Source organism: Paraburkholderia sp. EG286A (assembly GCF_040965375.1).
Classification (GTDB): Bacteria; Pseudomonadota; Gammaproteobacteria; order Burkholderiales; family Burkholderiaceae; genus Paraburkholderia.
Window position 1 is genome coordinate 1,187,098 of the sequence record NZ_JBFRCB010000002.1, and the last position, 26,605, is coordinate 1,213,702.

Annotated in this window: 23 protein-coding genes and 1 tRNA gene; 10 read left to right on the plus strand and 14 right to left on the minus strand. The window is 66.7% G+C overall.

Features of this window, described 5'->3' with window-relative positions; all coding sequences use genetic code 11:
• Positions 1-49: 49 nt before the first annotated feature.
• A complete protein-coding gene (locus AB4Y35_RS11925; protein ID WP_028207711.1) occupies positions 50-316 on the minus strand; it encodes a hypothetical protein in 267 nt (88 codons plus the stop codon).
• Positions 317-493: 177 nt separating this feature from the next.
• Entirely contained in the window at positions 494-2,173 is a 1,680-nt protein-coding gene (locus AB4Y35_RS11930) for a diguanylate cyclase (protein ID WP_368704529.1), read from the minus strand.
• A 772-nt stretch (positions 2,174-2,945) separates the two neighbouring features.
• Here AB4Y35_RS11930 and AB4Y35_RS11935 point away from each other — a divergent pair.
• A complete protein-coding gene (locus tag AB4Y35_RS11935; RefSeq protein ID WP_368704530.1) occupies positions 2,946-4,709 on the plus strand; it encodes an ABC transporter permease in 1,764 nt (587 codons plus the stop codon).
• Between the two features lie 40 nt (positions 4,710-4,749).
• A complete protein-coding gene (locus AB4Y35_RS11940) occupies positions 4,750-6,099 on the plus strand; it encodes an AAA-associated domain-containing protein (protein WP_368690972.1) in 1,350 nt (449 codons plus the stop codon).
• 83 nt (positions 6,100-6,182) lie between these two features.
• Here the strand turns inward: AB4Y35_RS11940 and AB4Y35_RS11945 are convergent, their stop codons facing one another.
• The 3 genes from AB4Y35_RS11945 to AB4Y35_RS11955 form a co-directional block, all read right to left on the minus strand.
• Positions 6,183-6,740 carry a hypothetical protein gene (locus AB4Y35_RS11945; RefSeq protein WP_368704659.1) on the minus strand — a complete coding sequence of 186 codons (558 nt, stop codon included), beginning with the start codon at positions 6,738-6,740 and terminating at the stop codon, positions 6,183-6,185.
• A gap of 5 nt (positions 6,741-6,745) precedes the next feature.
• Positions 6,746-7,258 (minus strand): hypothetical protein, encoded by a 513-nt coding sequence (locus AB4Y35_RS11950; RefSeq protein ID WP_368690971.1) that lies wholly within the window; start codon positions 7,256-7,258, stop codon positions 6,746-6,748.
• Positions 7,259-7,599: 341 nt separating this feature from the next.
• Complete coding sequence (locus AB4Y35_RS11955) at positions 7,600-8,682, minus strand: sigma-54 interaction domain-containing protein (protein ID WP_368704531.1); 1,083 nt, start codon at positions 8,680-8,682, stop codon at positions 7,600-7,602.
• A 389-nt stretch (positions 8,683-9,071) separates the two neighbouring features.
• On the opposite strand from AB4Y35_RS11955, the gene AB4Y35_RS11960 reads away from it, so the two are divergent.
• The 5 genes from AB4Y35_RS11960 (at position 9,072) to otsA (ending at position 13,477) form a co-directional block, all read left to right on the plus strand.
• Complete coding sequence (locus tag AB4Y35_RS11960; RefSeq protein WP_368704532.1) at positions 9,072-9,389, plus strand: hypothetical protein; 318 nt, start codon at positions 9,072-9,074, stop codon at positions 9,387-9,389.
• 309 nt (positions 9,390-9,698) lie between these two features.
• A complete protein-coding gene (locus AB4Y35_RS11965; RefSeq protein ID WP_324150203.1) occupies positions 9,699-11,084 on the plus strand; it encodes a sigma-54 dependent transcriptional regulator in 1,386 nt (461 codons plus the stop codon).
• A gap of 91 nt (positions 11,085-11,175) precedes the next feature.
• Positions 11,176-11,397: a hypothetical protein gene (locus AB4Y35_RS11970; protein WP_368704533.1), complete on the plus strand. Its 222-nt coding sequence runs from the start codon at positions 11,176-11,178 to the stop codon at positions 11,395-11,397.
• A gap of 162 nt (positions 11,398-11,559) precedes the next feature.
• A complete protein-coding gene (locus tag AB4Y35_RS11975; RefSeq protein WP_368704534.1) occupies positions 11,560-11,781 on the plus strand; it encodes a hypothetical protein in 222 nt (73 codons plus the stop codon).
• Between the two features lie 223 nt (positions 11,782-12,004).
• Positions 12,005-13,477 (plus strand): alpha,alpha-trehalose-phosphate synthase (UDP-forming), encoded by a 1,473-nt coding sequence (gene otsA / locus AB4Y35_RS11980; protein ID WP_368704535.1) that lies wholly within the window; start codon positions 12,005-12,007, stop codon positions 13,475-13,477.
• Between the two features lie 155 nt (positions 13,478-13,632).
• On the opposite strand, the gene AB4Y35_RS11985 is transcribed toward otsA, so the two are convergent.
• The 9 genes from AB4Y35_RS11985 to AB4Y35_RS12025 form a co-directional block, all read right to left on the minus strand.
• Complete coding sequence (locus tag AB4Y35_RS11985) at positions 13,633-14,223, minus strand: hypothetical protein (RefSeq protein WP_368704536.1); 591 nt, start codon at positions 14,221-14,223, stop codon at positions 13,633-13,635.
• 110 nt (positions 14,224-14,333) lie between these two features.
• A complete protein-coding gene (locus AB4Y35_RS11990) occupies positions 14,334-15,740 on the minus strand; it encodes an MFS transporter (protein WP_368704537.1) in 1,407 nt (468 codons plus the stop codon).
• A gap of 71 nt (positions 15,741-15,811) precedes the next feature.
• Positions 15,812-16,315: a YbhB/YbcL family Raf kinase inhibitor-like protein gene (locus AB4Y35_RS11995; protein WP_368704538.1), complete on the minus strand. Its 504-nt coding sequence runs from the start codon at positions 16,313-16,315 to the stop codon at positions 15,812-15,814.
• 186 nt (positions 16,316-16,501) lie between these two features.
• On the minus strand, positions 16,502-16,951 hold the full coding sequence (locus AB4Y35_RS12000) for a very short patch repair endonuclease (RefSeq protein ID WP_028205780.1): 450 nt from the start codon (positions 16,949-16,951) through the stop codon (positions 16,502-16,504).
• A 40-nt stretch (positions 16,952-16,991) separates the two neighbouring features.
• On the minus strand, positions 16,992-18,341 hold the full coding sequence (dcm, locus tag AB4Y35_RS12005) for a DNA (cytosine-5-)-methyltransferase (RefSeq protein ID WP_368704539.1): 1,350 nt from the start codon (positions 18,339-18,341) through the stop codon (positions 16,992-16,994).
• Between the two features lie 136 nt (positions 18,342-18,477).
• The gene (locus tag AB4Y35_RS12010; RefSeq protein ID WP_368690992.1) at positions 18,478-18,741 is read right to left on the minus strand and encodes a hypothetical protein; all 264 of its coding nucleotides are present in this window, start codon (positions 18,739-18,741) and stop codon (positions 18,478-18,480) included.
• A 118-nt stretch (positions 18,742-18,859) separates the two neighbouring features.
• Positions 18,860-19,132, minus strand: a complete 273-nt coding sequence (locus AB4Y35_RS12015) for a hypothetical protein (protein ID WP_321914756.1) — start codon at positions 19,130-19,132, stop codon at positions 18,860-18,862.
• 119 nt (positions 19,133-19,251) lie between these two features.
• Positions 19,252-19,326: transfer RNA gene (locus AB4Y35_RS12020), tRNA-Arg, on the minus strand.
• Positions 19,327-19,511: 185 nt separating this feature from the next.
• Positions 19,512-19,736, minus strand: a complete 225-nt coding sequence (locus AB4Y35_RS12025; RefSeq protein WP_368704540.1) for a rubredoxin — start codon at positions 19,734-19,736, stop codon at positions 19,512-19,514.
• Positions 19,737-19,954: 218 nt separating this feature from the next.
• On the opposite strand from AB4Y35_RS12025, the gene AB4Y35_RS12030 reads away from it, so the two are divergent.
• The 3 genes from AB4Y35_RS12030 (at position 19,955) to parC (ending at position 26,527) form a co-directional block, all read left to right on the plus strand.
• Complete coding sequence (locus AB4Y35_RS12030) at positions 19,955-21,883, plus strand: ATP-binding cassette domain-containing protein (RefSeq protein ID WP_368704541.1); 1,929 nt, start codon at positions 19,955-19,957, stop codon at positions 21,881-21,883.
• 297 nt (positions 21,884-22,180) lie between these two features.
• A complete protein-coding gene (locus tag AB4Y35_RS12035) occupies positions 22,181-24,172 on the plus strand; it encodes a DNA topoisomerase IV subunit B (RefSeq protein ID WP_368704542.1) in 1,992 nt (663 codons plus the stop codon).
• A gap of 39 nt (positions 24,173-24,211) precedes the next feature.
• Positions 24,212-26,527 (plus strand): DNA topoisomerase IV subunit A, encoded by a 2,316-nt coding sequence (gene parC / locus AB4Y35_RS12040; RefSeq protein WP_368704543.1) that lies wholly within the window; start codon positions 24,212-24,214, stop codon positions 26,525-26,527.
• Positions 26,528-26,605: the final 78 nt, after the last annotated feature.

The window sequence follows — 26,605 nt, forward strand, 5'->3', positions numbered from 1 at the left end:
GCCGCCAGAGCGACGCCAGGATAAGCCACGTCAGGTCGGGCGCAGCCGCTCAGGCCGTGAAGAGCGTGTCGAGCGCGGCGGCGGCCTCGTTGTCCACCGTGTTGTAGGTCACGGTGTCGGCCTCGAAGATGTAGTGCGTGGTGTACTTGCCGAGGCGGGCAAGAATCTCTTCCTGAATCAGCTCGGGCGTGGCGTCGAGTTTCAGGTACCACGCGGTCGATGACAGGCGCGTCTGGAACGCGCCGTACTCGACCATCAACTGGTCGAACGCGAGCGCATCCTGATCGCGGCAGACAATGACCAGATTTCCCTTCATGCATGCCTCCAGATTTGTGCGGAACACCGAAGTGGCGCGGTTTGACTCATGCGCACCGGATGGACTGGCGCGCACCGTTCATCCCATGATACCGCGCCTCGCCGGTTGAGCCGGGCGAGCCCCGCAGCCTGGTACGGGCATCCCTCGTGTGACTCGTTGCGCAAGCTCGTTGCGCACTCACCAGGTCGGCGCCGCGGCGCGCGGCGGCACGACGCCCTCGGCCGTCATGGCCTCGCAACGGTCGCGCCCGGCCGCCTTCGCCATATAGAGCGCGAGGTCGGCGCGGCTCATCAGACGCTCGGGCTGATCCTGCGCGGCCGCAAGTTCGGTCACGCCGATGCTCACGCTCACGCTCGCTTCCTCGGGCAATTCCACGCACATGCGCTTGCCCACCTGCTCGCGCAGGCGATCGAGCACGATGAGCCCCGTGGCAAGTGAGGTCGCGGGCAGCAGGATGCCGAACTCCTCGCCGCCCAGGCGTCCGACGGCGTCGTCGGCGCGCAGTTCGGCGCGGCAGGTCTCCACGAAATGCTGGAGCGCGCGGTCGCCCGCCGGGTGGCCGAAGCGGTCGTTGATCTGCTTGAAGTAGTCGAGGTCGGCAATTGCCATGCACAGCGGTTGGCCTGCCGCATAGGCCGCATCGATCTCGCGGCGCAGCAGGTCGAGGAAGTAGCGCCGCGAAAGCGCACCGGTCAGCGCGTCGTGGCGCGCCTCGGCGGCGAGCAGGGCGTTCGCGGCCTGCAACTGCCCGGCGAGGTCGCGGCTCGCATGGTGCAGACGCCGCTCGCGCACCCACGAGACCGAGATCACCGCCGCGAGCGCCGCGGTGCCCGCGAGCGTGAGAAAAATGAGGAGCCGGTCGCGTTGGTGGTTCGCGATCAGCTCGGACCATGCGTTGACCGGATCCACGAGGTGTGCCGAGAGCCCGGAGTTCAGGCCGCCGCGCTGCTCGTAGAGGGCTGGCGCGCGTTGGCCCGGCAAGGCGATCATTTGCGCGGCGTCGGCGCGCGGGATCCACGGCGCCTCGCTCAACGCGGTTTTCGATGCCGGGCGCAACTCGAGCGGCGCGAAGTGCTCGCGCAGATAGGTGTTCACGCGGTCCAGCGCATTCATCTCGGCGACGTGCGAGCCGGGCAAGGCGCGTCCTTCGAGCGCGCTGTCATGGGCCATGATGATGACGCCATTGTTGTCCGCGACGAAGGTGCCCGGGTGGGTCACCCAGTGGCGCAGCCGCGCGATGCTGACCTTCGCGACCACGGCGCCGACCAGCAGGCCGTCGTCATAGGCGGGTGCGGCGACGAAAATGCCGGGCTCGCCGCTTGCCGTGCCCACGCCGTAGGCTTCGGAGAACGCCCCGAGCAGCGTGTCGTTCAGATACGCGCGCGGACGCATGTCCACGCCGACGTAGGAGATTTTTTCGAGCGCATTGCTCGACGCGATGCAGATGCCGTTCGCGTTGACGAGCCAGATTGCATCGAGCCCGGAGAAGCCCTGGGCGTCGTGGAGAAAGCGGTCGACCCCGGCGAGCGCCGGCACGCCTTGCAGCTCCTTGCGCCGTGCCAGTTCCGTCGATTCGCTCGACGCGGCATAATGCGCGGCCTCGGTGAGTGCCTGCTGGACGACACGGGTTTCGGCCATCGTCGCCGGAATGGCGCGCGACATGGCGAGGTCGCTGGCGATCACTTCGGCCATGTTGTCCACGACCGAGCGCATCATCTGGCGCTGTGCGGCGAGCGCGGCCTCGAACTCCTGGCGCACCATGCGGTCCGCGAGCCAGTCGGCCGCCGCCCAGCAGACGAGCGCGACCACCACGACCCCGAGGGGTCCGGCTGCCTGACGCAAGAGTCTCCTGTTCATCGGCCTTCTGGTTCGTGAGTGGTATGGAGGCGTGGGTATCGGCGCCCGTGGGCGTCGGTGCGCCACCGACGGAGCGTGTCGATTTTACCCCTCGAACGGGGCTGGCGAGCCCGCTCTCGAAGCGTCGGCGCGGCGTTGCGAGGCGGCGCGAGCGGGCGGCGGCGCGAGCGTGGATCGCTAACATGCAAGCCGCATGCCGTCAGCACGGCGATACGCGGCGATGAGCGCAGTGGAGGGGGCGCAAGCGTGGTCAGAGCGGTTGCGTGCGCGGGGTTTGTGCGTGAGTCAGCGTGTGGCGCGCAAGCGACGCCCTCTGGCGTTGGCGGCCTGAATGAGGCAAGCGCGGAGGCGGATGCGGCGTCGTTGTGTCATCAAGGCGTCATCGATGCGTCATCACGATGACGTGCAGAAGCCGGGCGCGGCGCGTTCTGGAAGCTCTCCAGAAGGCCGGCGAAAGCGCCGCGAAAGCCCGTGTAGCCTGGCTTTCACGGCGTACCGGACGCGGTTGTGAGTGTCATCGAGGTTGTAGTAGTGTCGTGCCGTTTCAGTCGAGGCAAGCCCAGTCGCCCGCCGCCAGTTGCCAGCCGCAACTGCGGCGCGGGCGGTGCGTACCACCGCGGCATCGTCGCCGTGTCATCAACGCCAACGAAATTCTGAGTCCATGCGCCTTGCCTTTGTCGATCCGCCATCCCCGCAGCTCGTGCAGTGCCTGTCCGGCGGCACGGACGTCATGTCGTCCGCCTTTCTGAAACCTGGCGCGGAGGGCGTCTGAATGGAGTTCAGCTTCAACCTGAACCGCACGGCCAACGCCTCGGCGTGGCGCGTGCTGCCGAACCGCTGGGACTTCGTGGCGTTCCCGCTGATGATCGGCCTGATCGCGATGGCGGCCGTGGGCTTTCACGAAACGATGGCGCCCATCGCCACGTTGAAGGCGCAGCCCATTTCGCTCGATCCCGCGAACCTGCCCGAGTACGCCATGCGCACCACGCTGCGCATGCTCGCGGCCATGGTGGCCTCGCTGATCTTCACGCTCGTCTACGGCACGCTCGCGGCGAAGAGCCGCCGCGCGGGCCAGGTGCTCGTGCCGATTCTGGACATCCTGCAGTCGGTGCCGGTGCTCGGCTACATCTCGTTCACGGTCACGTTCTTTCTCGCGCTGTTTCCCTCACGCGTGCTGGGCGCTGAACTCGCGGCGATCTTCGCGATCTTCACGAGCCAGGCCTGGAACATGACCTTCAGCTTCTACCAGTCGCTGCGCACGGTGCCGCGCGATCTGGATGAAGTCTCGCGCGGGTTCCACCTGACCGCATGGCAGCGCTTCTGGAAGCTCGAAGTGCCGTTCTCGATGCCGGGCCTCATCTGGAACATGATGATGTCGATGTCGGGCGGCTGGTTCTTCGTGGTGGCCTCCGAAGCGATCACGGTGGGCAACAACACGATCACGCTGCCGGGTGTCGGCGCGTATCTGGCGCAGGCGATCGCGGAAAAGAACCTGCATGCGGTGGGCTGGGTGATTCTCGCGATGATCGTGGTGATTCTCGCCTACGACCAGTTCCTGTTCCGCCCGCTCGTGGCGTGGGCCGACAAGTTCCGCATGGAGAACACGAGTTCGGGCGACGCACCCGAGTCGTGGCTGCTCGACCTGATTCGCCGTACCCATCTCATTCATCAACTGCTCGTGCCGCTCGGCTGGCTCTTTGCCAAGGCGGCGCGCATGCCGATCAAGCTGCCGTCGTTTCCGAACGTGACGTTCGCCGCGCCCGTGGCGCGCGGCCGCGCCGGCTTGCGCGCACGCATCGGCGACGCCGTGTGGGCCGTGCTCGTGATCGCCTTGACCGTGTTCGTGGTGTGGCGTGTGGTGACCTTCGTACGCACGGGCGTGACGCTCGACGAAGTGTGGCACGTGCTCGGTCTCGGCTTCATCACGCTCTTTCGCGTGATCTTGCTGATCGCCATCGCTTCGGTGATCTGGGTGCCGCTCGGCGTGCTGATCGGCCTGCGCCCCGCGCTCGCCGAGAAGGTGCAGCCGCTCGCGCAGTTTCTCGCGGCGTTCCCGGCGAACCTGCTGTTCCCGGTGTTCGTGATCGTGATCGTGCGCTTTCACCTCAACCCTGACATCTGGCTGTCGCCGCTGATCGTCCTCGGCACCCAGTGGTATATCCTGTTCAACGTGGTTGCAGGGGCCAGCGCCTATCCGAACGACTACAAGGAAGCGGCGAAGAACTTCCATATTCGTGGCTGGCAGTGGTGGCGTCAGGCTATGCTGCCGGGCATCTTCCCGTACTACATCACGGGCGCCATCACGGCTTCGGGCGGTGCGTGGAATGCGAGTATCGTCGCGGAGTTCGTGCAGTGGGGCGACACGAAGGTCGTCGCGCACGGCCTGGGCGCCTACATCGCGCAGATGACGGCGGCCGGCGATTACCCGAAGATCATTCTCGGCATTGCCGTGATGTCGCTCTTCGTCACGCTGTTCAACCGCCTCCTGTGGCGCCCGATGTACACGTACGCCGAGTCCCGTCTGCGGCTCGACTGATCGACGACTGATCGAACAACGAATGATCGAAGGTAACGCGATGCAAAACCCCAAGACGCTGAGCGCCGCGCACGGCGATGTGCAGACGGCCCCGAACCCGCCGCGCCTCGGCGAAGAAATTCTGAACGTGAAGGACGTGTGCCGGGGCTTCAACAAGACCCAGGGCGAACTGCTCGTGCTCGACGACGCCAACCTCCAGCTGCGCGAGGGCGAGATCGTCGGGCTGCTGGGCCGTTCGGGCTCGGGCAAGTCCACGCTGCTGCGCATCATCGCGGGCCTCATCTCGCCCACGTCGGGCGACGTCACCTGGCGCGGCAAGCCGCTCGAAGGGCCGGCCGAAGGCGTGGCGATGGTGTTCCAGACCTTCGCGCTGTTCCCGTGGCTCACCGTGCTGCAGAACGTGGAAGCGGGCCTCGAAGCGCAGGGCGTGGGCGCGCGCGAGCGGCGCGAACGGGCGCTGGCGGCGATCGACCTGATTGGTCTGGACGGCTTCGAAAACGCCTATCCGCGCGAGCTTTCGGGCGGCATGCGCCAGCGCGTGGGCTTCGCGCGCGCGCTCGTGGTCGACCCGATGCTGATGCTCATGGACGAGCCGTTTTCCGCGCTCGACGTGCTGACCGCCGAAACGCTGCGTACCGACCTGCTCGACCTGTGGACGCAAGGCCGCCTGCCGATCAAGTCGGTGCTGATCGTCACGCACAACATCGAGGAAGCGGTGTTCATGTGCGACCGCATCCTCGTGCTGTCGTCGAATCCGGGCCGCGTGGTGGCCGAGATCAAGGTGCCGTTCAAGCATCCGCGCAACCGTCTCGACCCGGTGTTCCGCAAGCTCGTGGACGACATCTACGCGAAGATGACCGCGCGTCAGACCGACGAGACGACGAAGAAGGGCCTTGAACTCGGCAGCTGGCTGCCGCGCGTGTCGACCAACCTGATGGCCGGTCTGATCGAAACGCTCGCGATGGCGCCGTATCACGGCCGTGCCGACATGCCGGAAATTGCGCGCTCGCTGCATCTGGAAGTGGACGACCTGTTCCCGATCGCGGAAGTGCTGCAGAACCTCGGTTTCGCCGACGTGCGCGAAGGCGACGTGCTGCTCACGCCGCCCGCGCGCGTGTTCGCGGAGTTCGGCACGCAGGAGCGCAAGATGATGTTCGCCGAGCATCTGCTGCGCCACGTGCCGCTCGCGGCGCGGATCAAGAAGGTGCTCAACGAGCGCCCGGGGCATCGCGCGCCGCGCGTGCGTTTCGAGCAGGAACTGGAGGACTTCCTCTCCGACGGCGCCGCCGAAGAGACGCTCGACACCGTGATCGACTGGGGCCGTTATGGCGAGATCTTCTCGTATAACGACCAGTCGGAAATCTTCAGCCTCGAAGACGTGGAGTCCTGAGCGACGCGCGCATCGCCAGGCATAAAAAACGGTCGCGGGGCGCGTTCACCCGGCGACCGTTTTTCGTTTGCGGACAAGGCGCGCTATTGCAGCGTGCCCCAGCGCTCTACCGCGGGCTCGGCCGTGGCCCACTTCCAGCCCGACTGGTCCTGACAGGCGCTCGCGGTGAACCACTGCTCGGGCGCGTCGGCTTTCTCGCCGTCCTGCACCGAGAACACGAAGTCCTTGCAGAGCGTGAGGGCGTTGGCGAACGCGCGCGTCACGCGCACCTGGCCGTGGCCGTTCTCCACGGGCAAATCGTGCTTGATGCGCCAGAGGTCCATGCCGCCCACGGGCAGGCGGCCGGCCGTCTCGGCGATCAGCGCCTGCTGGTCCGCGTGCATGCTCTTCATGAAGCGGCCGACGGCTTCGTCGGTGGCCGCCTGCACGGCAATGCCCACGCCGATGCCGACGGCAGGATTCGCCGTGACGATGCCGGTGGCCGCCGCCGCCGCGGCGCCGCTCGCCGCGCCGATCGACGAGCAGCCGCTCGCCGCGAGCGCGACGCCCGCGCAGAGCGCGGCCAGCGCGATGAGCTTCACGGGGCGTGACGTCGGCGAATCCGTTGCACCGTGCCGTACGCGCTTCGCGCGCGCGTTCATGCCGCTCATTGCAGCGCACCCCAGCGGGCGGTGGCGGGTTCGGCCGAGGCCCACTTCCAGTTGTCGCCGTCGCGGCATACCGAAGCGACGAAGAACGCGCTCGAGGCGGGCTTGTCCTTCGTGGCCTCGTGATCGACCGAGAACACGATCTCCTTGCAGTCGAGCGCACCGCTGCTGATCGTGCGGCTCACCGTGACGCGGCCGTGCTCGTCGTCCTCGATCGGGAACGAGTGCGTGATCGACCACGGCGCGACCGCGCCGACTGCGAGCGGGCCCGCCGCGTGGGCGATGCTGTTCTGGGTGTTGGTGTGGACGACGCGCTCGGAGTACTGCACGCCGGCCTTCGCCGCGGCCACGGCGCCGAGGCCGATGCCGGTCGCCACGGCGGCGTTGCTCGTCACTTTCGAGGCGACCGCCGCGCCCGCGATACCGGCGCCGGTTTGTGCGCCTTCGGAGTAGAGCGAGCTGCAGGCCGAGCACGCGAGGCTCGCGATTGTGGCGAGCAGCGTGAGCGACATGACGCGTCGCCAGCGAGGATGAGCGGAAGGGAGCGGGGGCACGCCGGCGATCGTTTCCATGACCGCGGCCGACACCGCTGGCGCAACGCGCGCCCGAGCACTTCGTTCTTGCATGATGATTCCCTGCCGCTAGCCGGATAGCGCCGCGTTGCGCGGATATCCAGCATGTTTTGCTTACTTAACGTGCTGCGGATTGTGCAGCACGGGATTGCTTACGGGGATAGGTAAAGTGCAAGAAATTGCAAAAGGGCGTGCACGGCAGGCCGATCTTTGATCGGCTTGCCGTGCGGCTCCCGCCTCGCCGCGCAACGAGCGTGCCGCGATGAGGCGGGGGAGGGGAATCAGGCTTCGTTCGTGTCCGGGTCGGCGGGTGCTTCGCTTTCGCCATCGTCGGCGCCGTAGCTGCCGAGCCGGTTGTAGAGCGTCTTGAGGCTCACGCCGAGCGTGCGCGCCGCGAGACGCTTGTCGCCGCCGCAATACTTGAGCGTGCCGAGAATGATCTGCTTTTGCGCATCGGCGAGCGGCGTGCCGATCCAGACGCTCATGGCGTCGCCCTGGGTGACCGGCTTCTTCACGCGCGGCACCAGCTGCGGATGCGCGATCTCCACGACCTTCTCCGCGAGGATGAACGCGCGGTACACGGCGTTTTTCAGTTCGCGCACGTTGCCGGGCCACGACCAGTTGCGCACGGTTTCGAGCGCGCGCTTGCTGAACGCCTTTTGCGTGCCTTCCTGGTCGTTCAGCTCGGTGAGGAAATGCTGCGCGAGCAGTTCACGGTCGCGTTCACGTTCGCGCAGCGGCGGCGCGCGCAGCGGAAACACCGCGAGCCGGTACATCAGGTCCTCGCGCAGGCAGTTTTCCTTCACGGCCGTCACAGGGTCGCGGTTGGTGGCGGCGATGATGCGCACGTCGCCGCGAATCGCTTCGTTGCCGCCCACCGGAAAGTACTCGCCGGTTTCGAGCGCGCGCAGCAGCTTCACCTGATGCAGCAGCGACATCTCGGTGATTTCGTCGAGGAACAGCGTGCCGCCGCGCGCGTGCTCGAAGTGGCCATCGCGCGCCTGCACGGCGCCCGTGAAGCTGCCTTTTTCGTGACCGAACAACTCGGCCTCGATCAGCTCGTCGGGAATCGCGCCGCAGTTGACCGCGATGAACGGACCGTCGCGGCGTTCGCTGTGCGAGTGAATCGTGCGGGCGATCAGTTCCTTGCCCGTGCCCGATTCGCCGACGATGAGCGCCGTCGCCTCGGTTACGGCCACGCGGTCGATCTGCGCATACAGATCCAGCATGACGGCCGACGAGCCGTACAGCAGACCGTACGACTGCAATCCCGCGACACGCGCATCCGCGTCCGCCGCGGTATTTCCGTTGTTTTCGCTGTTGCGTTTGGTGGCGGCGGGCGAGCCCGGCTCGATTGACGCCATAGGGATGTTCGTCCTGCAAAGGTAGTGCGGGGCGTCCGCTTCTACGCGCATCGGCGTGCTTCTGCGCGTATCGGCGAACAGGCCCTGCGGTCCGGGGCTGGCCGTCCAGGACAGGTGCGGAACTTGCCGCTCCGACGGCCGCGAGGTTTGCGTCTGCGAGGTTGGCATCTCGTTTTCGCGTAAACATTTAACCACTGCCGCGCCTGACAGGGCAATGGACCTGTCCAGGCACACCGCGAGCGCGTGTGGCACGCATCCTGCTGCGGAACTTGAAGCGCCCCGCGCCGTCTGCATGAATAGGGGCAGCGCATCGGCCACGCCCCGGGCGATGTCATTCGAGTCAACTCGCGTCTTCCGTCTTTGACGAGGCGTATCTGGGAGAAAGCGATATGTCGAAGAACCGCAGCGGTTTGGTAGGAACCCTGGTGACCGTCGGCGCGCTTGGCGCGATGGCGGGCATGCTGGCCTGGCGTTTCTCGCAGCGTCATCGCATGCAACGGCAAACTTTTTATCGCGATCTGAGCCGCTGGGAGGGCGAAGGCGGCTCGCTTGCCGACACCACGGGCAACAACGGACTGGGTCCGGAAATGGCCATGGCCGGGGGCGCCTCGGACGCGCCGGCACATGGCGCGAAGAGCCGGATGCCGAATGGCGTGAACGGCGCGAATGGGTCCGCTGGCATGCCGTGGCCGTTTCCGCACAGCTAGAAGGCGGGCGTGGCAGGGCCACGCGAGAGCCGTGCCCGCTTGTCTCGAATAAGTCTATAATAGTCATATCAACAACAATCGAGGTTCGGGCGGCCCGCAGTTGACGGTATTGTTGCTCAGTTGTAGCAAAACCGCGCATATTCAGGCTTTTGCCGCCTAGGGCGTGCGTCCGACCGTTTCGTGCTCCACTGCAGCGCAATCACGTGCGTCGCGACTTCCGCGGTGCCGGGCAAGGTTGTCCGGCACGCTTGCGAAGGGCGCGGCGCTCGCGCTTTGGAGCCATTCACCTATCAAGGCTGACGAGACGCGATGCCACATGTATTGATTGTCGATGACGATGCGGAAACCCGCGAGGCGCTGGCGGCCGTGGTGAGCGACGACGGGCTCACCACGGCGCAGGCAGGCGACCTGCGCGAGGCGCGCATCCAGCTCGTGCGGCAGACGCCGGACGTGGTCTTCACCGACCTGAAGCTGCCCGACGGCAGTGGCACCGACCTGTTCGAGGATCTCGACCCGCGCTCGGGCGTGGAACTCGTGGTCATCACCGGGCACGCGACGGTCGAGACGGCCGTCGATGCGCTCAAATCCGGCGCGATCGATTACCTGGTCAAGCCGATCAACCTCCAGCGCGTCAAGGCGATCCTGAACCGCCTGCCGCGCGCGGGCGACCTCAAGGCCGAAATCGGCACGCTGCGTGGCGAGCTGCGCCGCATGGGGCGCTTTGGCCTGATGCTCGGCAATTCGCCGACCATGCAGGAGGTCTACGACCAGATCAGCCGCGTCGCGCCGACGCCCGCCTCGGTCATGCTGGTGGGCGAATCGGGCACCGGCAAGGAAGTGGCCGCGCAAACCATCCACCAGTTGAGCCTGCGCCGCAAGCACGAATTCCTCGCGGTGAACTGCGGCGCGATCTCGCCGAACCTGATCGAGTCCGAGATGTTCGGTCACGAGCGCGGCTCGTTCACGGGCGCCGACCGGCAGCACAAGGGCTATTTCGAGCGCGCGAACGGCGGCACGCTGTTCCTCGACGAAATCACCGAAATGCCGATCGAGCTGCAGGTGAAGCTGCTGCGCGTGCTCGAAACCGGCATGTTCATGCGCGTGGGCACGACCAAGGAAATCGAGACCGACGTGCGCCTGATCGCGGCGACCAACCGCGACCCCGAGCAGGCCGTCGCCGAAGGCAAGCTGCGTCTGGACCTGTATCACCGCCTCAACGTGTTTCCGATCAGCCTGCCGCCGCTGCGCGAGCGCGGCAAGGACGTCGAGTTGCTCGCCCAGGCGTTCCTCGACGAGCTCAACGAACGTCACGGCACGAAAAAGCAGTTTCCCGCAGCGGTGCGCGACATGCTGGCCGCGTACCCGTGGCCGGGCAATGTGCGCGAGCTGAAGAACTACGTGCAGCGCGCGCACATCATGTCGGGCAACGACGGCGATTTCACGGCCACGGTGCCGCTGCAGATCTCGCTCTCGAAGCCGATCGCCGGCACGGCGGTGACGATCCCGTTCGGCACCTCGCTCGCCGATGCCGATCGCCAGCTCATCCTCGCGACGCTCGAGCAGTGCGGCGGCGTGAAGACGCGTGCGGCGGAAATCCTCGGCATCAGCCTGAAGACGCTCTATAACCGTCTTGTGGAGTACGGCAACGAAAGCGCCGGCAAGGGCGATGCGCCCGCGCGTGTAGCCGGCGCCTGAGCAGCATGAGCGAGCGTGCCCATGTGGCGCGCTCGCGCGGGCGGTACGACGCTTGCAGTGTGAGTTTCGCGTCCATGATGAGGAGCGAAAGATGCCGAGCTGCAAAACCACTGATGCCGTCCGCGTGAAGCCCTGGCTCGCGCATACCCCGCAGCCCGACGAACCGCCGCCGGATCAGCCCGGCGAGCCCGACGTGCCGCCCATCGGCGATCCACCGGAGCCACCGGGTGAAGTGCCGCACGCGCGACCCCGATTCGACCCTTCGGTCTCCTCTCGATTTCATCTCTCGCCTGGCGCATTGCCCGCCACGTGAGCATCTGCTCACTCTGGCTCGAGAAGCGATCCGCTGATCGTGATGTTTTTATGTACTAGTTACAAAGGCGCCACCATTTTTACCGGCGAATTCACGCGGCGAACCCTAGACTATAAAAAAGCGCCACGGCCGCGTGGCCGCCTTCCCGCTGGAGGCATCGACATGAGACATCCTGCCTTGCGCCGCTCCGCACGTTACACGGGCAAGCGTGGCCCGCGCGATTCGCAAGAGAAAAGCAGTCCGCAACCGTCGAGCGCGCCGGACCCCGCGGGCCAGAATCGCGCCGCGCCTGGCGTGCCGCCCGACGGCGAGCACAACCAAGGCGGGGCGCGGGCTGAGGGCATCGAGTACCAGCGCGATCTCGGCTCCGAACAGGACGCCTGATCCGCTTCGAACCGCGTCTCACCGCGCGCTGTTGGCAGGCCGGTTTCCTGGCCTGACAGATCACCGGGGTATTCCGTTCTTGCGTGCTTGCCGCGCGGAATTTGCTCGCGCCATCGTTTATGAGAAAAGATTTTTGCTCCAGACCCTGCCGAGCCGGCACGCGTCTTGCATACGTACCTGAAGCATCGTCTTCGGACCCAACGAAACAGGAGGTAGAGCCGCAATGGGCAGACTGATCGTGGTATCGAATCGCGTTGCGCCGACCCAGGAGGGCCGTCCCGCAGCGGGCGGGCTCGCAGTCGGCGTATTGGACGCGCTCAAGGAAACCGGCGGTGTGTGGTTCGGGTGGAGCGGCGAAACCGTCGCGGAGCCGTCCGCACCGGTCATCGAGCAGCAGGGCAGCGTCACCTACGCGACGGTGGGTCTCACCCGGCGTGACTATGACCAGTACTACAAGGGCTTCTCGAATACGACGCTCTGGCCGACGTTCCACTACCGCAACGACCTCGCGCGCTACGAGCGCCAGGAGTACGGCGGCTACCTGCGCGTGAACGTGTCGCTCGCGCGCCAGTTGCAGCCGCTCATCGAGCCCGACGACATCATCTGGGTGCACGACTATCACCTGATTCCGTTCGCGCGCTGCCTGCGCGATCTCGGGGTGAAGAACCCGATCGGCTTCTTCCTGCACATTCCGCTGCCGGTGCCCGAAGTCATGCGCTCGGTGCCGCCGCACGAAGAACTCATGAAGTTCATGTGCCACTACGACGTGGTCGGCTTCCAGACCGGCGCCGATCGCCAGGCGTTTCTCGACTACATCGAGCGCGGCGGTCATGGCACCGCAAGCGACGACGGCATGGTCCACGCGTGGGACCGCTTCCTGAAGGTCGGGGCGTACCCGATCGGCATCTATCCGGACGCCATTGCCAAGGCCTCGTCGCAGTTCGCCGACCGCAAGGCCGTGCGCAGCCTGCGCGAAGCCATGCGCGGACGCAAGTTGATCATGAGCGTGGACCGGCTCGACTATTCGAAGGGGCTCGCCGAGCGCTTCCAGGCGTTCGAGCGCCTGCTGCAGAACGGGCCAGGCTGGCATGGCCGCGTCTCGCTCCTGCAGATCGCGCCGCCGACGCGCTCCGACGTGCAGACCTACCAGACGATCCGCCGCAATCTCGAAGGCGAGGCGGGCCGGATCAACGGCCGTTTCGCGCAGCTCGACTGGACGCCGATCCAGTACCTGAACCGCAAGTACGAGCGCAACCTGCTGATGGCGCTATTCCGCGAGGCGCAGGTGGGCTATGTCGCGCCGCTGCGCGACGGCATGAACCTCGTGGCGAAGGAATACGTGGCGTCGCAGAATCCCGACGATCCCGGCGTGCTGGTGCTTTCGCAGTTCGCGGGCGCGGCCGAACAGCTGCCGGGCGCGCTGGTCGTGAATCCGTACGACCTGAACCAGACGGCCGAGGCGCTCGAGCGCGCGCTCTCGATGCCGCACGCCGAGCGCGTCTCGCGCTACAACGACATGATGGCGTCGCTGCGCGAGAACAATCTTTCGGTGTGGCGCGATACGTTCCTCGCCGACCTGCGCAGCGTCGCGACGGCCGCTTCGGTCACGGCCAGGGCGCGCAATGCCGCGCCGGCGGGGAAAGCTCCCGTGCAAGCGAGCGCGCCCGAACAGGCGCAGCGTGCGGCGCGCGCGTAGCGAGGCATTGGCGGTTAGGGGCGCAGCGGGATGCATGCCGCCCCTGGCCGACTAACCACTCTCGGCGCAAATGGATCCGCGCGGCGGCCTTCGGGCCGCCGCGTTTTTTTGCGTCCGCGCAATCGCTACCCGGCGATACGCGTCGCGGCGTGCGCTCAGACCCGCTGGCCGCTCGGCGCGGCAAACGGCATCGGCGCGCGGGTCGGATCGAAATCGGCCCAGTGTCCGTCGTGCCATTGGCCCGAGGCGCACTCGATATCGGCGGCGCCGCCGTCGCGCAGCAACTGCGCGGCGAGATCCTGGTTCTCGTAGCAGACGTGCACCGAGAGCAGCACGCCGTCGCTGCGCGTCTCGCGATGCACCCGCTCGTGGTGCATCGACATTTGCTGCGCAGCGGCTTTCGCGCCCACGCTCGCGCCGATGCGCGCCCCGATCCAGGCGCCCACGCCGGCCGCGATCACGACCGATGGCAGCGCAGCCGAGAACGCGCTGAAAATCACCACGCCCACCACGGCGCCCGCCACGGCGCCTGCGGTGATATTGCGGGTGTGATGCGGGTGCACGGCGGCGACCGTGGGCGGCGCGCCCATGGCCGTCCCCTGGACGCTGTGGCGCGCATGCTGGCCGCGCGGATTGACGAAGAACAGGTTGACGTCTTCTTCGAGGAAGCCGCCCGCGTACAGCTTTTCGGCGGCGGCTTCGGCGGCGGGAAAGGTCGTGAACCGACCAGCGACGATCAGTGACATGGGAAGCCCCCTTTGCCGGGTCCGGCAGGTTGACTCGCCGGGCGCGGCCGCGAATGCGGCCCGCCCTGAATCCATGTTAGTGCCTGCGCACGCGCAGGGTTAGGCCGCTGTTAGCCCGGCGTATGCGCCGCGGTGCCCGGCATCAGGCGCAGCAGGCTCACTACGGCCGCGACGGCAGCGAAGGCCGTCGCCACATAGAGCGCCGTGGTCGGCCCGTGCTGCGGCGCAACGCCGAAGATGAGCGCCACGAGCGCCGCGCCGAGCGTCTGCCCGGTGAGGCGCGCGGTGCCGAGCATGCCGCTCGCGCCGCCGCTGCGCTCGCGCGGCGCGGAGGAGAGGATTTGCCGGTTGTTGGGCGACTGGAACACGCCGAAGCCCGCGCCGCACAAGGCCATGCGCCAGCAGATATCGAACACCGCCGGATGCGCGCCGAGCGTGGCGAGCGAGAGCAGGCCGAGCGCGAACAGCGCGAGTCCGATGCCGCCGAGCATGCCCGCCGGATAGCGGTCGGAGAGCGCGCCCGAGAGCGGCGCGGCGCCGACGATGACGAGCGGCCAGGGCGTCATGAGGAGGCCCGTGTCGACCTGCGAGAAACCGAAGGTCTCCTGCAGCATGAAGGGCAGCGCGACGAACGCGAGCATTTGCGCGCAGAACGAGCAGACCGAGGTGCTGATCGACAGCGCGAACACGGGGTTGGCGAGCAGATCGACGGGCAACAGCGGCGCGGCCTGCGTGAGCTGGCGGCGCACGAAGAACCAGCCGATCACGATCGCGAGCACGAATTCGAGCGCGACGAGGCGATTGCTCTCGCCGTGGCCGAGGCCGTCGACGGCAAAGATCAGGAGGCCGAACACGATGGCGTTGAGCACGGCGCTCAAGTAGTCGTAGGGCGCGGGATGCCGCTCGTTCACGGGCAGCGCGCGCAGGCCCAGCACGAGCGCGGCGATGCCGATCGGCACGTTGATCGCGAAGAGCCAGGGCCACGTCGCGATGGCGAGCACGCCCGAGGCCAGTGTTGGTCCGACCGCGGAGGCGATCGCGACGACCATCGCGTTGATGGCGACGCCGCGACCGAGCTGCGCGCGCGGATAGATCATGCGCACGAGCGCGGTGTTCACGCTCATGATCCCCGCGCCGCCGAAGCCCTGCACCATGCGTGCGAACGCGAGTTCGGGCAGCGTGGTCGCCAGCGCGCAGCCGAGCGACGCGACGGTGAAGAGCACCATGCCGGCCAGATACACCCGCTTGTAACCGATGCGGTCGCCGAGCGAGGCGAGCGGCAAGAGCGAGATGGTCACCGAAAGCTGATACGCGTTGACGATCCAGATCGAGCTTGCCGCGCTGGCATGGAGATACCGCGCAATGGTCGGCAACGCGACGTTGGCGATCGCGCCGTCGAGCACGGCGAGCGTGATGCCGAGCGCGACCACGAGGATCGCGTAGTAACGCTGTGGAAAGGGCAGGCCGTTTTCGATGTCGGCGGTGGAAGCGGCGGAGAGTTCGGAAAGCGTGGGCATCGACGGGAGAGGCGGCGCGCGATGGAGGTGCGCCGCCGGCTGGACGTTGTTTTCTGGTGTGCTCTGGCGGCTTATTTCAGTTCATAGAGCCCGACGTAGGTGGTCGAATCCACCTCGTTCAGATGCGTCATGAAGCGCGCGACCGCGTTCGTCGTTTCCGGCGTGACGGGCAGTTGCGCCGCCTTGAGCGCATGCACGCGGAAGATGTAGCGATGGGGTTTGTCGCCGCGCGGGGGCGCTGCGCCGCCGAAGCCGACCGTGCCGTAGTCGTTGCGCACCTGCACCGCGCCCTGCGGCAGCAGGCTGCCGTCGGGCTTGCCGGCGTTGCGGGCGAGCGAGCGCACGTCGGGCGAAATGTTCACCACGACCCAGTGCCAGAAGCCGCTGCCCGTGGGCGCATCCGGATCGTAGACGGTGAGCGCGAAGCTTTGCGTGTCGGCGGGTGGATCGTCCCACTGCAGCGCGGGCGAGACGTTGTCGCCGTCGACACCGAAGGCCCGGTCGTCGAACTCCTGCGCCTTCGGCATGAAACCGTTGCTGGGAAAGTCATCGGACCAAAGTCGGAAATCAGCCATCGGGTGTCTCCTTCGCTTGGGGTCGTGGGACGGTCGCGCCAGCACGTGTGACGCGTGAAGGTGGGTGCGCAGCCGCTCGATCGAGTTTATCACCGTGGGCTCTACAGGCAGGGCCAGCTTCGCAGCGTGGCATGCGCGGCGCATCGGCTTGCGGTCACGCTTCGCGTGATGCCTGGCGAGGGCGCGTTACGAACGCGCCTCGAACCAGGCCGACGACTCGTCTTCGAGCCACGCGGCCAGCCGCTCGACGACCGCCTGCGGATCGTGCTGCGCGCCACGCAACGCGCATTCCCAGATCACCGCCACGCGCCAGCCCTGGGCGGCGAGCGCGGCGAGCGCCCTGGCGTCGTTCAGACGGTTGCGCGCGATCTTCTCGCGCCAGAACTCGGGGCGCGTTTGCGGCCACTTGAAGAGGGCGCAGTTGTGGCCGTGCCAGAAGCAGCCGTGCACGAACACGACGGCGCGCCGGCGCGGCAGCACGATGTCGGGCCGGCCCGGAAGCTCGCGCACGTTCAGGCGAAAGCGGAAGCCGCGCCGGTGCAGCAGACTGCGGATCAGCTTCTCGGGCTTCGTGTTGCGTCCGCGGATGCCGGACATCATCCGGCTGCGGGTCGCGGTATCGACGACGTCCACCATCGTCTGTCGCCTCGCTTCGGTTGGCCGCGGCGCGCGCGGGTCAGCGGCCTCCCGCCGTGACCGTCGCCGCGTTGCGTGCGGTGCGCGACGTGCGTGCCGTACGCGTGGTGCGCGTTGTGTGCGCAACCTCGGGAACCGTCGGCGCGTCTGCACGCGGTGCTGCGTGCTGTGCGGCCAGCAGCGCATCGAGGTGCGGCATCATCGTGCGCGCGACTTCGCGCATCACCGGCATCACCACGCTGTTGCCGAACTGGCGGTACGCCTGGGTATCGCTCACCGGAATGCGGAAGGTGTCGGGCAGGCCCATCAGCCGCGCACACTCGCGCGGCGTGAGGCGGCGCGGACGCAATCCTTCGCCTTGATAGACGAGGATCTCCGAGCCGTCCTTGTGGTAGCGCGCAGAAAGCGTGCGCGTGACGCTGTCGGGAAACGCGAGGCCGTAGCCGAAGCCGTTGCCGGCCGCGCGATGCTTCTCGGCGTATTGCTGCAGATAGGCCCAGAGCCCCGGCGTGAGCGTGTACTTCGGCTGCACGCGGCGCGCGCCGTGATCGAAGAAGCGCTCGCCGTCCCACGGCAGCAGTGGCTCGCAGCCGTCGGTGCGGTGCAGGATCGAGGCGAGCCGCGGGCCTTCTTCCGGCAGCGCGAGCGCGTCCCACGAGAACGCCGCCGGCTCGCGAAAACCGACGATGATGATGCGTTCGCGATGCTGCGGCGTGAAATGGCTGCCGTCGATCACGCGGTAGTGCACGTCGTAGCCGAGCTCGTCGCGCAGCACCTGGAGGATCACGTCGAACGTGCGGCCGCGGTCGTGCGAGACCAGGTTCTTCACGTTCTCGAGCAGGAATGCGGCGGGCCGCTTCTCGGCGATGATGCGCGCGACGTCGAAGAACAGCGTGCCCTGCGTGGTGCAGGCAAAGCCGTGCGGACGGCCAAGCGCGTTCTTCTTGCTCACGCCCGCGATCGAGAATGGCTGGCACGGAAAGCCCGCGAGCAGGACGTCATGATCGGGCACGTCGGCGGCCTCCACGGCCGTAATGTCGCCGATGAACGGATGATCCTCGCCGTAGTTTTCCAGATAGGTCTTGCGCGAGAACGGATTCCATTCGCTCGTGAAGACGCATTCGCCGCCGTGTGCCTCGAACCCCTTGCGGATGCCGCCGATGCCCGCGAACAGGTCGATGAAGCGAAAGCGCGCCGCCGCGCCATGGGCGTGAGCGCCGCCTTGCAGCAGCTCGCGCAGTGCGGCTTCGAGCATCGCGGGGCAGGGCGTCTCGCCCTTTTCCCAGCGCCGCACGGTCTTCACGTCGCGGCCGACGTGCGTGGCGATCTGCTGTTGCGTGAAACGCTTGCGTGCCTGCTGGAGCAGGTCTCTCGGTTCGGCCGTGAGCACGGAGTCCTCGTTAGGGTATTTTTGCGGACATTATGACCGATGGTCGACCCGCGGCACCAGGAATTCCCGAGGTGCGTGCGCAGACGAGCGCCGCGCAGGCGAATGCCTGCACGCGCGAGCGTCGAATTCAGGGGAGTCAGGAGTGTTGCGGGCCGGCGTTTGCCTGCTTCGCCAGAGGCGCGGAGGCCGAGGCGACGTTCAGCTCGTGCAGGTCGAGGATCAGCAGCAGGCTGTCGATTTCACACAGCTGCCCCTTGTTCACGTGACCGGTGTCGAGCAGACGGTGCAGGCGCTGGCGCCAGTAGAGCGCGGGGAGAATCGGCCCGCCGAAGTCGCCGGCGAGTGACAGCGGCATCACGCGACGAATGTGCGCGATATCCTGATCGATGAGGGTCGACATCATATGACCGGCGGGGAGGGGACGCGTGGAGTCCATAAAGGCCTTTACGGCACTATTTTTCCCTACTTTAGGGGTATTTAACTCGGTATTTACCCCTAATTAGCCGGTCGGATTCCGTTTATTCGGCGGCGGGCGGCGTCGCGCCTTGTACTTGCGCCGCGCTTTCGAAGAAACGCCGCGTCGCTTCGAACGCGTTCAGCATCTGCTCGGGCCAGGGCGTCTGCAGCATCACGGCCTGGTGGTTCTCGAACGCCGCGCCCAGCTGGCGGGCAAGTTCGGGCGAATTGAGGTGGCGCAGCAGCACGCTCACGGCAATGGCGGTGGCCTGGCTGGCTCCTGCCGTCTGCAGTTCGGAGGCGGTGAGGGCGGCGACTTGCTTGTTGATGTCCATGGAAAACCTGCTCGGGAAAGAGGGTGCGCGAGTGCGCGAAAGAGACGGGACGGGGATCTGCGAACCGGTTGCGGACTTCGCGGCCCGGCCTGCGCGGCCCGGCGTGGTGGCTGGGCGGCTGGTCCCCCTGGCAGGAATCGAACCTGCATCTAGCGCTTAGGAGGCACTTGTTCTATCCATTGAACTACAGGGAGCGCGAGGTCGAGCATGGCTCCGTTCGATCGCCATGTTTCCCAAGTGACCCGTCATGGCGCGGAGCGGCGTGCGAAGCAGTTCGGCCTTGCGGGTCCGAGCGATATCGCGGCGCAGGGCCAAGAGTATAGCAAACGCGTTCGGGCGCGAAAATGACGCCTCAGCGGCTTTGGCGGAGTCGTCGCAATCAGAACTCGACGACGGCGAATTCCGCCTTGCCGACGTCGCACAGCGGGCAGCGCCAGTCGTCGGGAATCTCCGCAAAGCGCGTGCCGGCGGCGATGCCTTCGTCGGGCAGGCCTTCTTCCTCGTTGTAGATCCAGCCGCAGATCAGGCAGACCCAGCTCTTGTACTCGATTACTTCGCTCACAGCGTGTCCTTCGTTTAGTCGATTCGATGCGCGGCCCGTCATGCGGCCCTTTATCTACAGGGCGGGCGGCGCGGGCGACCCGCGATGTTACCGGAAAACGGCTCGCGTGCCGCCGCGCCAAAGGGAAGCTAAACGCGGAGGCCCGGCCTGCGCGGCCCGACCTGCGCGGCCCGACCTCCGCGGCCCGACCTCCGCGGCCCGACCTGCGCGGCCCGGTACAATGCCCCCTTCAGGTCCATCGCACGCATCGCTTTCCATCCATGTCGCTTTACACCATCACAGGCGCGCAACTGGCGTTCGGCCACGTCGCGCTGCTCGACCATGCGGACTTTTCGCTCGAAGCCGGCGAGCGCGTCGGGCTGATCGGCCGCAACGGCGCGGGCAAGTCGTCGCTGCTCACGATCGTCGCCGATCTCGCCAGGCCCGACGACGGCCTCGTCACGCGCCAGCAGGAGCTTTCGACCGTCTACGTGCCGCAGGAGCCCGACTTCGACGCCGACGCCACGGTGTTCGACACCGTCGCCTCGGGACTTGCCGACGTGCGCGCGCTGCTCGACGAATACGACACGGTCGCGCACCAGCTCGCGGACACGCCCGAAGGTGCCGAACACGACGCGCTGCTCGCGCGCATGAACACGCTGCAATCGTCGCTCGATCACGCCGATGCCTGGAGCTGGCGCACGCGCGTTTCGACGACGCTCGCGCAGATCGGCCTCGAAGGCGACGCCCGCGTGGGCGCGCTCTCGGGCGGTATGCAAAAGCGCGTGGCGCTTGCGCGCGCGCTCGTCGTGCAGCCCGATATCCTGCTGCTCGACGAACCGACCAACCACCTCGACTTCGACGGCATCCGCTGGCTGGAAGAACTGCTCGTGGCGCAGCGTTCGAGCCTGCTCTTCATCACCCACGACCGCGCGTTTCTCGACCGCGTGGCCACGCGCATCGTCGAACTCGATCGCGGCAAGCTGCTCTCGTATCCGGGCAACTTCTCGCAGTACCAGGAGCGCAAGGCGCAGCAGCTCGAAGTCGAGCGCGTGGAGAACGAGAAGTTCGACAAGCTGCTCGCGCAGGAAGAAGTGTGGATCCGCAAGGGCGTGGAAGCGCGGCGCACGCGCAGCGTGGGGCGCATCGCGCGCCTCGTGCAGATGCGCAACGACCGCGCCGAGCGCCGCAACGTCCAGGGCAACGTGAAGCTCGACGTCGCGCAGGGCGAGAAGTCCGGCAAGATCGTCGCCGAACTCACGGACGTGACCAAGCGCTATGGCGGCCGCACGATCGTCGACAACTTCTCGTCGACGGTCATGCGCGGCGACAAGATCGGTTTCGTCGGTCCGAACGGCGCGGGCAAGACCACGCTGCTGAAGCTGATTCTCGGCGAGCTGAAGCCCGACGAAGGCACGGTGCGCGTGGGCACGAACCTGCAGGTCGCGTACTTCGACCAGATGCGCGCGCAGCTCGACATGGAAAAGAGCCTCGCCGATACCATCAGCCCCGGCAGCGACTGGGTCGAGATCAACGGCGCGAAGAAGCACGTGATGAGCTATCTCGGCGACTTCCTGTTCGCGCCCGAGCGGGCGCGCTCGCCCGTGAAGTCGCTTTCGGGCGGCGAGCGTAACCGTCTGCTGCTCGCGCGTCTGTTCGCGCGGCCCGCGAACGTGCTGGTGCTCGACGAACCGACCAACGACCTCGACATCCCGACGCTCGAACTGCTCGAAGAGTTGCTCACCGACTACGACGGCACCGTGCTGCTCGTTTCCCACGACCGCGCGTTCCTCGACAACGTGGTGACTTCGGTGATCGCGTCCGAGGGTGAGGGCAAGTGGCGCGAATACGTGGGCGGCTTTACGGACTGGCAGATGCAGAGTACGCGTGCGCAAGAGATTGCCGAGGCGCGCGCGCCAAAAGAAACGGCGCCTGCGGCTGCCGCTCCCAAGGAGAGCGCGGCGGGCCGCAATGCGCAGCGCACTGTGAAGCTTTCGTTCAAGGAGCAGCGCGAACTCGAGGAACTGCCCAGGCGTATCGAGGCGCTGGAGACCGAGCAGAAGACGATCGGCGCGAAGATCGAGGACGGGTCGATCTTCGCGAAGGACGCGGCCGAAGGCACGCGGCTCACCGAGCGCTATGCGGCGATCGACGAGGAGTTGCTCGGCGCGCTGGAGCGGTGGGAAGAGCTCGAGAGCAAGCGCAAGTGATGCGAGAGAAAGCGGCCTGATGAAGGCCGTTTTTTTTTGAAGCGGGCGGCCCGTACTCATCCGTTCAGCCAGTCAACCCCCAAGCAAATTGCCGTGCGAGCCCAAATCAGTACAATACCTCGCGAATTCGAACAACTGCGCGAACCACCGCGCCGCCGCGAGCGCACCTGCCACCGCGGCGCGCAGCCGGTTCACCCCGTTGTTTCGTATCGGTTTTTTTGAACGCTCAACGCGTTTTCCCCGCAGATGTCCACAGGACCTGTGGACAAGCGCGCGGACAACCCCCTGTGGATCACCATGTCAACGAAGAAGTCCAACGCTGGAAACACTGGCTATAGCGAAGCGTCGATCAAGGTGCTCAAGGGCCTCGAGCCCGTCCGGCAGCGGCCGGGCATGTATACGCGCACCGAGAATCCGCTGCACATCATCCAGGAAGTCATCGACAACGCCTCGGACGAAGCGCTCGGCGGCTACGGCCGTCGCATCACCGTGACGCTGCACGCCGACCATTCCGTCTCCGTCGAGGACGACGGCCGCGGCATTCCGTTCGGCCTGCATCCCGACGAGAAGGTGCCCGTCGTCGAGATCGTCTTCACCCGCCTGCACGCGGGCGGCAAGTTCGACAAGGCCGCCGGCGGCGCCTATACGTTCTCGGGCGGCCTGCACGGCGTGGGCGTCTCGGTCACCAATGCGCTGTCCACGCGCCTCGACGTGACCGTCTGGCGCGACGGCAAGGTCGCCGAAATCGGCTTCTCGGACGGCAACGTCACGAGGCAGCTCACCACGCGCAACGCCGCGCGCGACGACAAGAAGAGCGGCACGCGCGTGACCGCGTGGGCCGATCCGAAGTATTTCGACTCGCCCAATCTGCCGCTCGGCGAACTGCAGCGTCTGCTGCGCTCGAAGGCCGTGCTGCTGCCGGGCGTCGAGGTCGAACTCGTCATCGAGAAGACCGGCGAGCGCCAGAGCTGGAAGTATGAAGACGGCCTGCGCGGCTACCTGCTCGAAGGCATGGGCGGCGCCGACCTGCTGATCCCGCTGTTCGAAGGCGAGCGCTACGCCGACGCGCGCACCACCGACGACACCTTCGCCGAAGGCGAGGGCGCCGCGTGGGTCGTGGCGTGGAGCGAGGAAGGCTCGCTCACGCGCGAGTCGTATGTGAACCTGATCCCGACGCCGGCGGGCGGCACGCACGAAAGCGGCCTGCGCGACGGTCTGTTCCAGGCCGTGAAGAGCTTCGTCGAATTGCACAATCTTCAGCCGAAAGGCGTGAAGCTGCTGCCCGAAGACGTGTTCGCACGCGTCTCGTTCGTGCTCTCGGCCAAGGTGCTCGACCCGCAGTTCCAGGGGCAGATCAAGGAGCGCCTGAACAGCCGCGACGCCGTCAAGCTCGTTTCGTCGTTCTCGCGTCCCGCTCTGGAGCTGTGGCTCAACCAGCACGTCGAGCACGGCAAGAAGCTCGCCGATCTCGTCATCAAGCAGGCGCAGGCGCGCACGCGCGCGGGCCAGAAGGTCGAGAAGCGCAAGAGCTCGGGCGTGGCCGTGCTGCCCGGCAAGCTCACCGACTGCGAATCGACCGATATCGCGCGCAACGAACTCTTCCTCGTGGAGGGCGACTCGGCCGGCGGCTCCGCGAAGATGGGGCGCGACAAGGAATACCAGGCCATCCTGCCGCTGCGCGGCAAGGTGCTCAACACGTGGGAGACCGAGCGCGACCGGCTCTTCGCGAACAACGAAGTGCACGACATTTCGGTGGCGATCGGCGTCGACCCGCACAGCCCCGACGACACGGTCGATCTGTCGAATCTGCGCTACGGCAAGATCTGCATTCTTTCCGATGCAGACGTCGACGGCTCGCACATCCAGGTGCTGCTGCTCACGCTCTTCTTCAAGCATTTCCCGCAGCTCATCGAGCGCGGCCACGTGTGCGTGGCGCGCCCGCCGCTGTTCCGCGTCGATGCGCCCGCGCGCGGCAAGAAGCCCGCGCAGAAGCTCTATGCGCTCGACGAAGGCGAACTCGAGGCGATCCTCGACAAGCTGCGCAAGGACGGCGTGCGCGACACGCAATGGACCATCAGCCGCTTCAAGGGTCTGGGCGAAATGAGCGCCGAGCAGCTCTGGGACACGACGATGAACCCCGACACGCGGCGCCTCTCGCCCATCGCGCTCGGCGACCTCGACTACGAGTCCACGGTCGCGCGCATGACGATGCTCATGGGCAAGGGCGAAGCGGCCTCGCGCCGTTCGTGGCTCGAAGAGAAGGGCAACGAAGTCGAAGCGGATATCTGATACGCGCAGGCGCACACACGATTACGGACTGATTGAAACATGGACGATCTCTTTGCTGAAGTGACGGACGCCCCGAACGGCGACACGCTCACGCTCGGCCACTACGCGGAACGCGCCTACCTCGACTACGCGGTGAGCGTGGTGAAGGGCCGCGCGCTGCCCGATGTCTGCGACGGCCAGAAGCCGGTGCAGCGGCGCATTCTCTTCGCGATGAACGAAATGGGCCTGGGCGACAACGCCAAGCCCGTGAAGTCGGCGCGCGTGGTCGGCGACGTGCTCGGCAAGTACCACCCGCACGGCGACCAGTCGGCTTACGACGCGCTCGTGCGTCTCGCCCAGGACTTCTCGATGCGCTACCCGCTCATCGACGGCCAGGGCAATTTCGGCTCGCGCGACGGCGACGGCGCGGCGGCCATGCGCTACACCGAAGCGCGCCTGACGCCTATCGCCAAGCTGCTGCTCGACGAAATCGACATGGGCACCGTCGATTTCATGCCGAACTACGACGGCTCGTTCCAGGAGCCGAAGACGCTGCCCGCGCGCCTGCCCATGCTGCTGCTCAACGGCGCGTCGGGCATCGCGGTGGGTCTCGCCACCGAAATTCCGTCGCATAACCTGCGCGAAGTCGCGTCGGCGGCGGTGGCGATGATTCGCAACCCGAAGCTTTCGCATGCGGAGATCATGGAGAAGCTGCCGGGGCCCGATTTCCCGGGCGGCGGCCAGATCATTTCGAGCGATGCGGAAATTGCGGCCGCTTACGAGTCGGGCCGCGGCAGCCTCAAGGTGCGCGCGCGCTGGAAGATCGAGGAGCTCGCGCGCGGCCAGTGGCAGCTCGTGGTGACCGAACTGCCGCCGAACACCTCGGGCCAGAAGGTGCTCGAAGAGATCGAGGAACTCACGAACCCGAAGCTCAAGCTCGGCAAGAAGACGCTCACGCCCGAGCAGCTGCAGAGCAAGCAGACCATGCTCGCGCTGCTCGACGCCGTGCGCGACGAGTCGGGCAAGGACGCGCCCGTGCGCCTCGTGTTCGAGCCGAAGACGAGCCGCATCGACCAGGCCGAGTTCGTCAATTCGCTGCTCGCGAACACGAGTCTCGAATCGAACGCGTCGCTCAATCTCGTGATGATCGGCGCCGATGGGCGGCCGCGCCAGAAGGGCATCAGCGAGATTCTCGGCGAGTGGATCGGCTTCCGCTTCGCCACGGTCACGCGCCGCACGCAGCATCGCCTGACGAAGGTCGACGACCGCATCCATATCCTCGAAGGGCGGATGATCGTCTTCCTCAATATCGACGAGGTGATCCGCATCATCCGCGAGTCGGACGAGCCCAAGAGCGCGCTGATGAGCGCATTCGGGCTTTCCGAGCGCCAGGCCGAGGACATTCTCGAAATCCGTCTGCGTCAGTTGGCGCGGCTCGAGAAGATCAAGATCGAGAAGGAACTCGCGGAACTGCGCGAAGAGAAGGCGAAGCTCGAAGAACTGCTCGCGAACGATGCGTCGATGAAGCGCCTCATCGTGAAGGAAATCGAGACCGACGCGAAGCAGTACGGCGACGATCGCCGCACGCTGATCCAGCAGGAAAAGCGGGCGAGCTTCGAAGCGCGCGTGGTGGACGAGCCGGTCACGGTGGTCGTCTCGCAGAAGGGCTGGGTGCGTGCGCTCAAGGGCCACGGGCTCGATACGCAAGGCTTCACGTTCAAGGCCGGCGACGGCCTCTACGCGGCGTTCCAGTGCCGCACGCCCGACACGCTGATCGCGTGGGGCAGCAACGGCCGCGTCTATTCGGTGTCGATTGCGAATCTGCCCGGCGGCCGCGGTGACGGCGTGCCGGTCACGTCGCTCATCGAACTCGAAGCGGGCACGCATCTGCTGCATTACTTCGCCGCGAACGCGGAACAGCCATTGCTGCTGGCGTCGAGCAACGGCTTCGGCTTCATCGCGAAGATCGGCGACATGGTGAGCCGCGTGAAGGCGGGCAAGGCGTTCATGACGATCGACGAGGGCTGCGTGCCGCTCGCGCCGATGCCGATGCTGCCCGACGCGCTGCAGGTGGCGTGTCTGTCGTCGAGCGGCCGGTTGCTGGTGTTCGGCCTCGACGAGATGAAGACGCTCTCGGGCGGCGGGCGTGGCGTCACGCTCATGCAGCTCGACGACAACGAGAAGCTCGTGCAGGCGCTGGCGATCAGCGCGGCGGGCGTCGTGCTCGTGGGCACGGGCCGCGGCGGCAAGGCGGCTGAGGACCTGATGGCGGGCGCGGTGCTGTCGCCGCAGATCGGCAAGCGCGCACGCAAGGGCCGCGCGCCGGACTCGAAGCTCAAGGTCGTGACGGGCATGCGTCCGGTGTTGCCGCAGTAGAAGAGCGGCCCTGCATGGGGCCGGAGCGCTCTGCGTGGGACCGGAGTAAGCGCTAAAGCGCTAACTCCGGATCGCAAG

What these genes read in the sequence shown, in the direction of transcription:
- AB4Y35_RS11950 (WP_368690971.1), bottom strand. Translation starts at nt 7,258, where the DNA reads ATGTCGCTCACGCTGCTCGCCACAATCGCGAGCCTCGCGTGCTCGGCC.
- AB4Y35_RS12015 (WP_321914756.1), bottom strand. Translation starts at nt 19,132, where the DNA reads ATGGACATCAACAAGCAAGTCGCCGCCCTCACCGCCTCCGAACTGCAG.
- AB4Y35_RS11995 (WP_368704538.1), bottom strand. Translation starts at nt 16,315, where the DNA reads ATGGCTGATTTCCGACTTTGGTCCGATGACTTTCCCAGCAACGGTTTC.
- AB4Y35_RS11970 (WP_368704533.1), top strand. Translation starts at nt 11,176, where the DNA reads ATGCCGAGCTGCAAAACCACTGATGCCGTCCGCGTGAAGCCCTGGCTC.
- AB4Y35_RS11960 (WP_368704532.1), top strand. Translation starts at nt 9,072, where the DNA reads ATGTCGAAGAACCGCAGCGGTTTGGTAGGAACCCTGGTGACCGTCGGC.
- AB4Y35_RS12025 (WP_368704540.1), bottom strand. Translation starts at nt 19,736, where the DNA reads ATGACGGGCCGCGCATCGAATCGACTAAACGAAGGACACGCTGTGAGC.
- AB4Y35_RS11940 (WP_368690972.1), top strand. Translation starts at nt 4,750, where the DNA reads ATGCAAAACCCCAAGACGCTGAGCGCCGCGCACGGCGATGTGCAGACG.
- otsA (WP_368704535.1), top strand. Translation starts at nt 12,005, where the DNA reads ATGGGCAGACTGATCGTGGTATCGAATCGCGTTGCGCCGACCCAGGAG.
- AB4Y35_RS12035 (WP_368704542.1), top strand. Translation starts at nt 22,181, where the DNA reads ATGTCAACGAAGAAGTCCAACGCTGGAAACACTGGCTATAGCGAAGCG.
- AB4Y35_RS11955 (WP_368704531.1), bottom strand. Translation starts at nt 8,682, where the DNA reads ATGGCGTCAATCGAGCCGGGCTCGCCCGCCGCCACCAAACGCAACAGC.
- AB4Y35_RS11935 (WP_368704530.1), top strand. Translation starts at nt 2,946, where the DNA reads ATGGAGTTCAGCTTCAACCTGAACCGCACGGCCAACGCCTCGGCGTGG.
- AB4Y35_RS12000 (WP_028205780.1), bottom strand. Translation starts at nt 16,951, where the DNA reads ATGGTGGACGTCGTCGATACCGCGACCCGCAGCCGGATGATGTCCGGC.
- AB4Y35_RS11965 (WP_324150203.1), top strand. Translation starts at nt 9,699, where the DNA reads ATGCCACATGTATTGATTGTCGATGACGATGCGGAAACCCGCGAGGCG.
- AB4Y35_RS11925 (WP_028207711.1), bottom strand. Translation starts at nt 316, where the DNA reads ATGAAGGGAAATCTGGTCATTGTCTGCCGCGATCAGGATGCGCTCGCG.
- AB4Y35_RS12030 (WP_368704541.1), top strand. Translation starts at nt 19,955, where the DNA reads ATGTCGCTTTACACCATCACAGGCGCGCAACTGGCGTTCGGCCACGTC.
- AB4Y35_RS11990 (WP_368704537.1), bottom strand. Translation starts at nt 15,740, where the DNA reads ATGCCCACGCTTTCCGAACTCTCCGCCGCTTCCACCGCCGACATCGAA.
- AB4Y35_RS11985 (WP_368704536.1), bottom strand. Translation starts at nt 14,223, where the DNA reads ATGTCACTGATCGTCGCTGGTCGGTTCACGACCTTTCCCGCCGCCGAA.
- AB4Y35_RS12010 (WP_368690992.1), bottom strand. Translation starts at nt 18,741, where the DNA reads ATGTCGACCCTCATCGATCAGGATATCGCGCACATTCGTCGCGTGATG.
- AB4Y35_RS11945 (WP_368704659.1), bottom strand. Translation starts at nt 6,740, where the DNA reads ATGAACGCGCGCGCGAAGCGCGTACGGCACGGTGCAACGGATTCGCCG.
- parC (WP_368704543.1), top strand. Translation starts at nt 24,212, where the DNA reads ATGGACGATCTCTTTGCTGAAGTGACGGACGCCCCGAACGGCGACACG.
- AB4Y35_RS11975 (WP_368704534.1), top strand. Translation starts at nt 11,560, where the DNA reads ATGAGACATCCTGCCTTGCGCCGCTCCGCACGTTACACGGGCAAGCGT.
- AB4Y35_RS11930 (WP_368704529.1), bottom strand. Translation starts at nt 2,173, where the DNA reads ATGAACAGGAGACTCTTGCGTCAGGCAGCCGGACCCCTCGGGGTCGTG.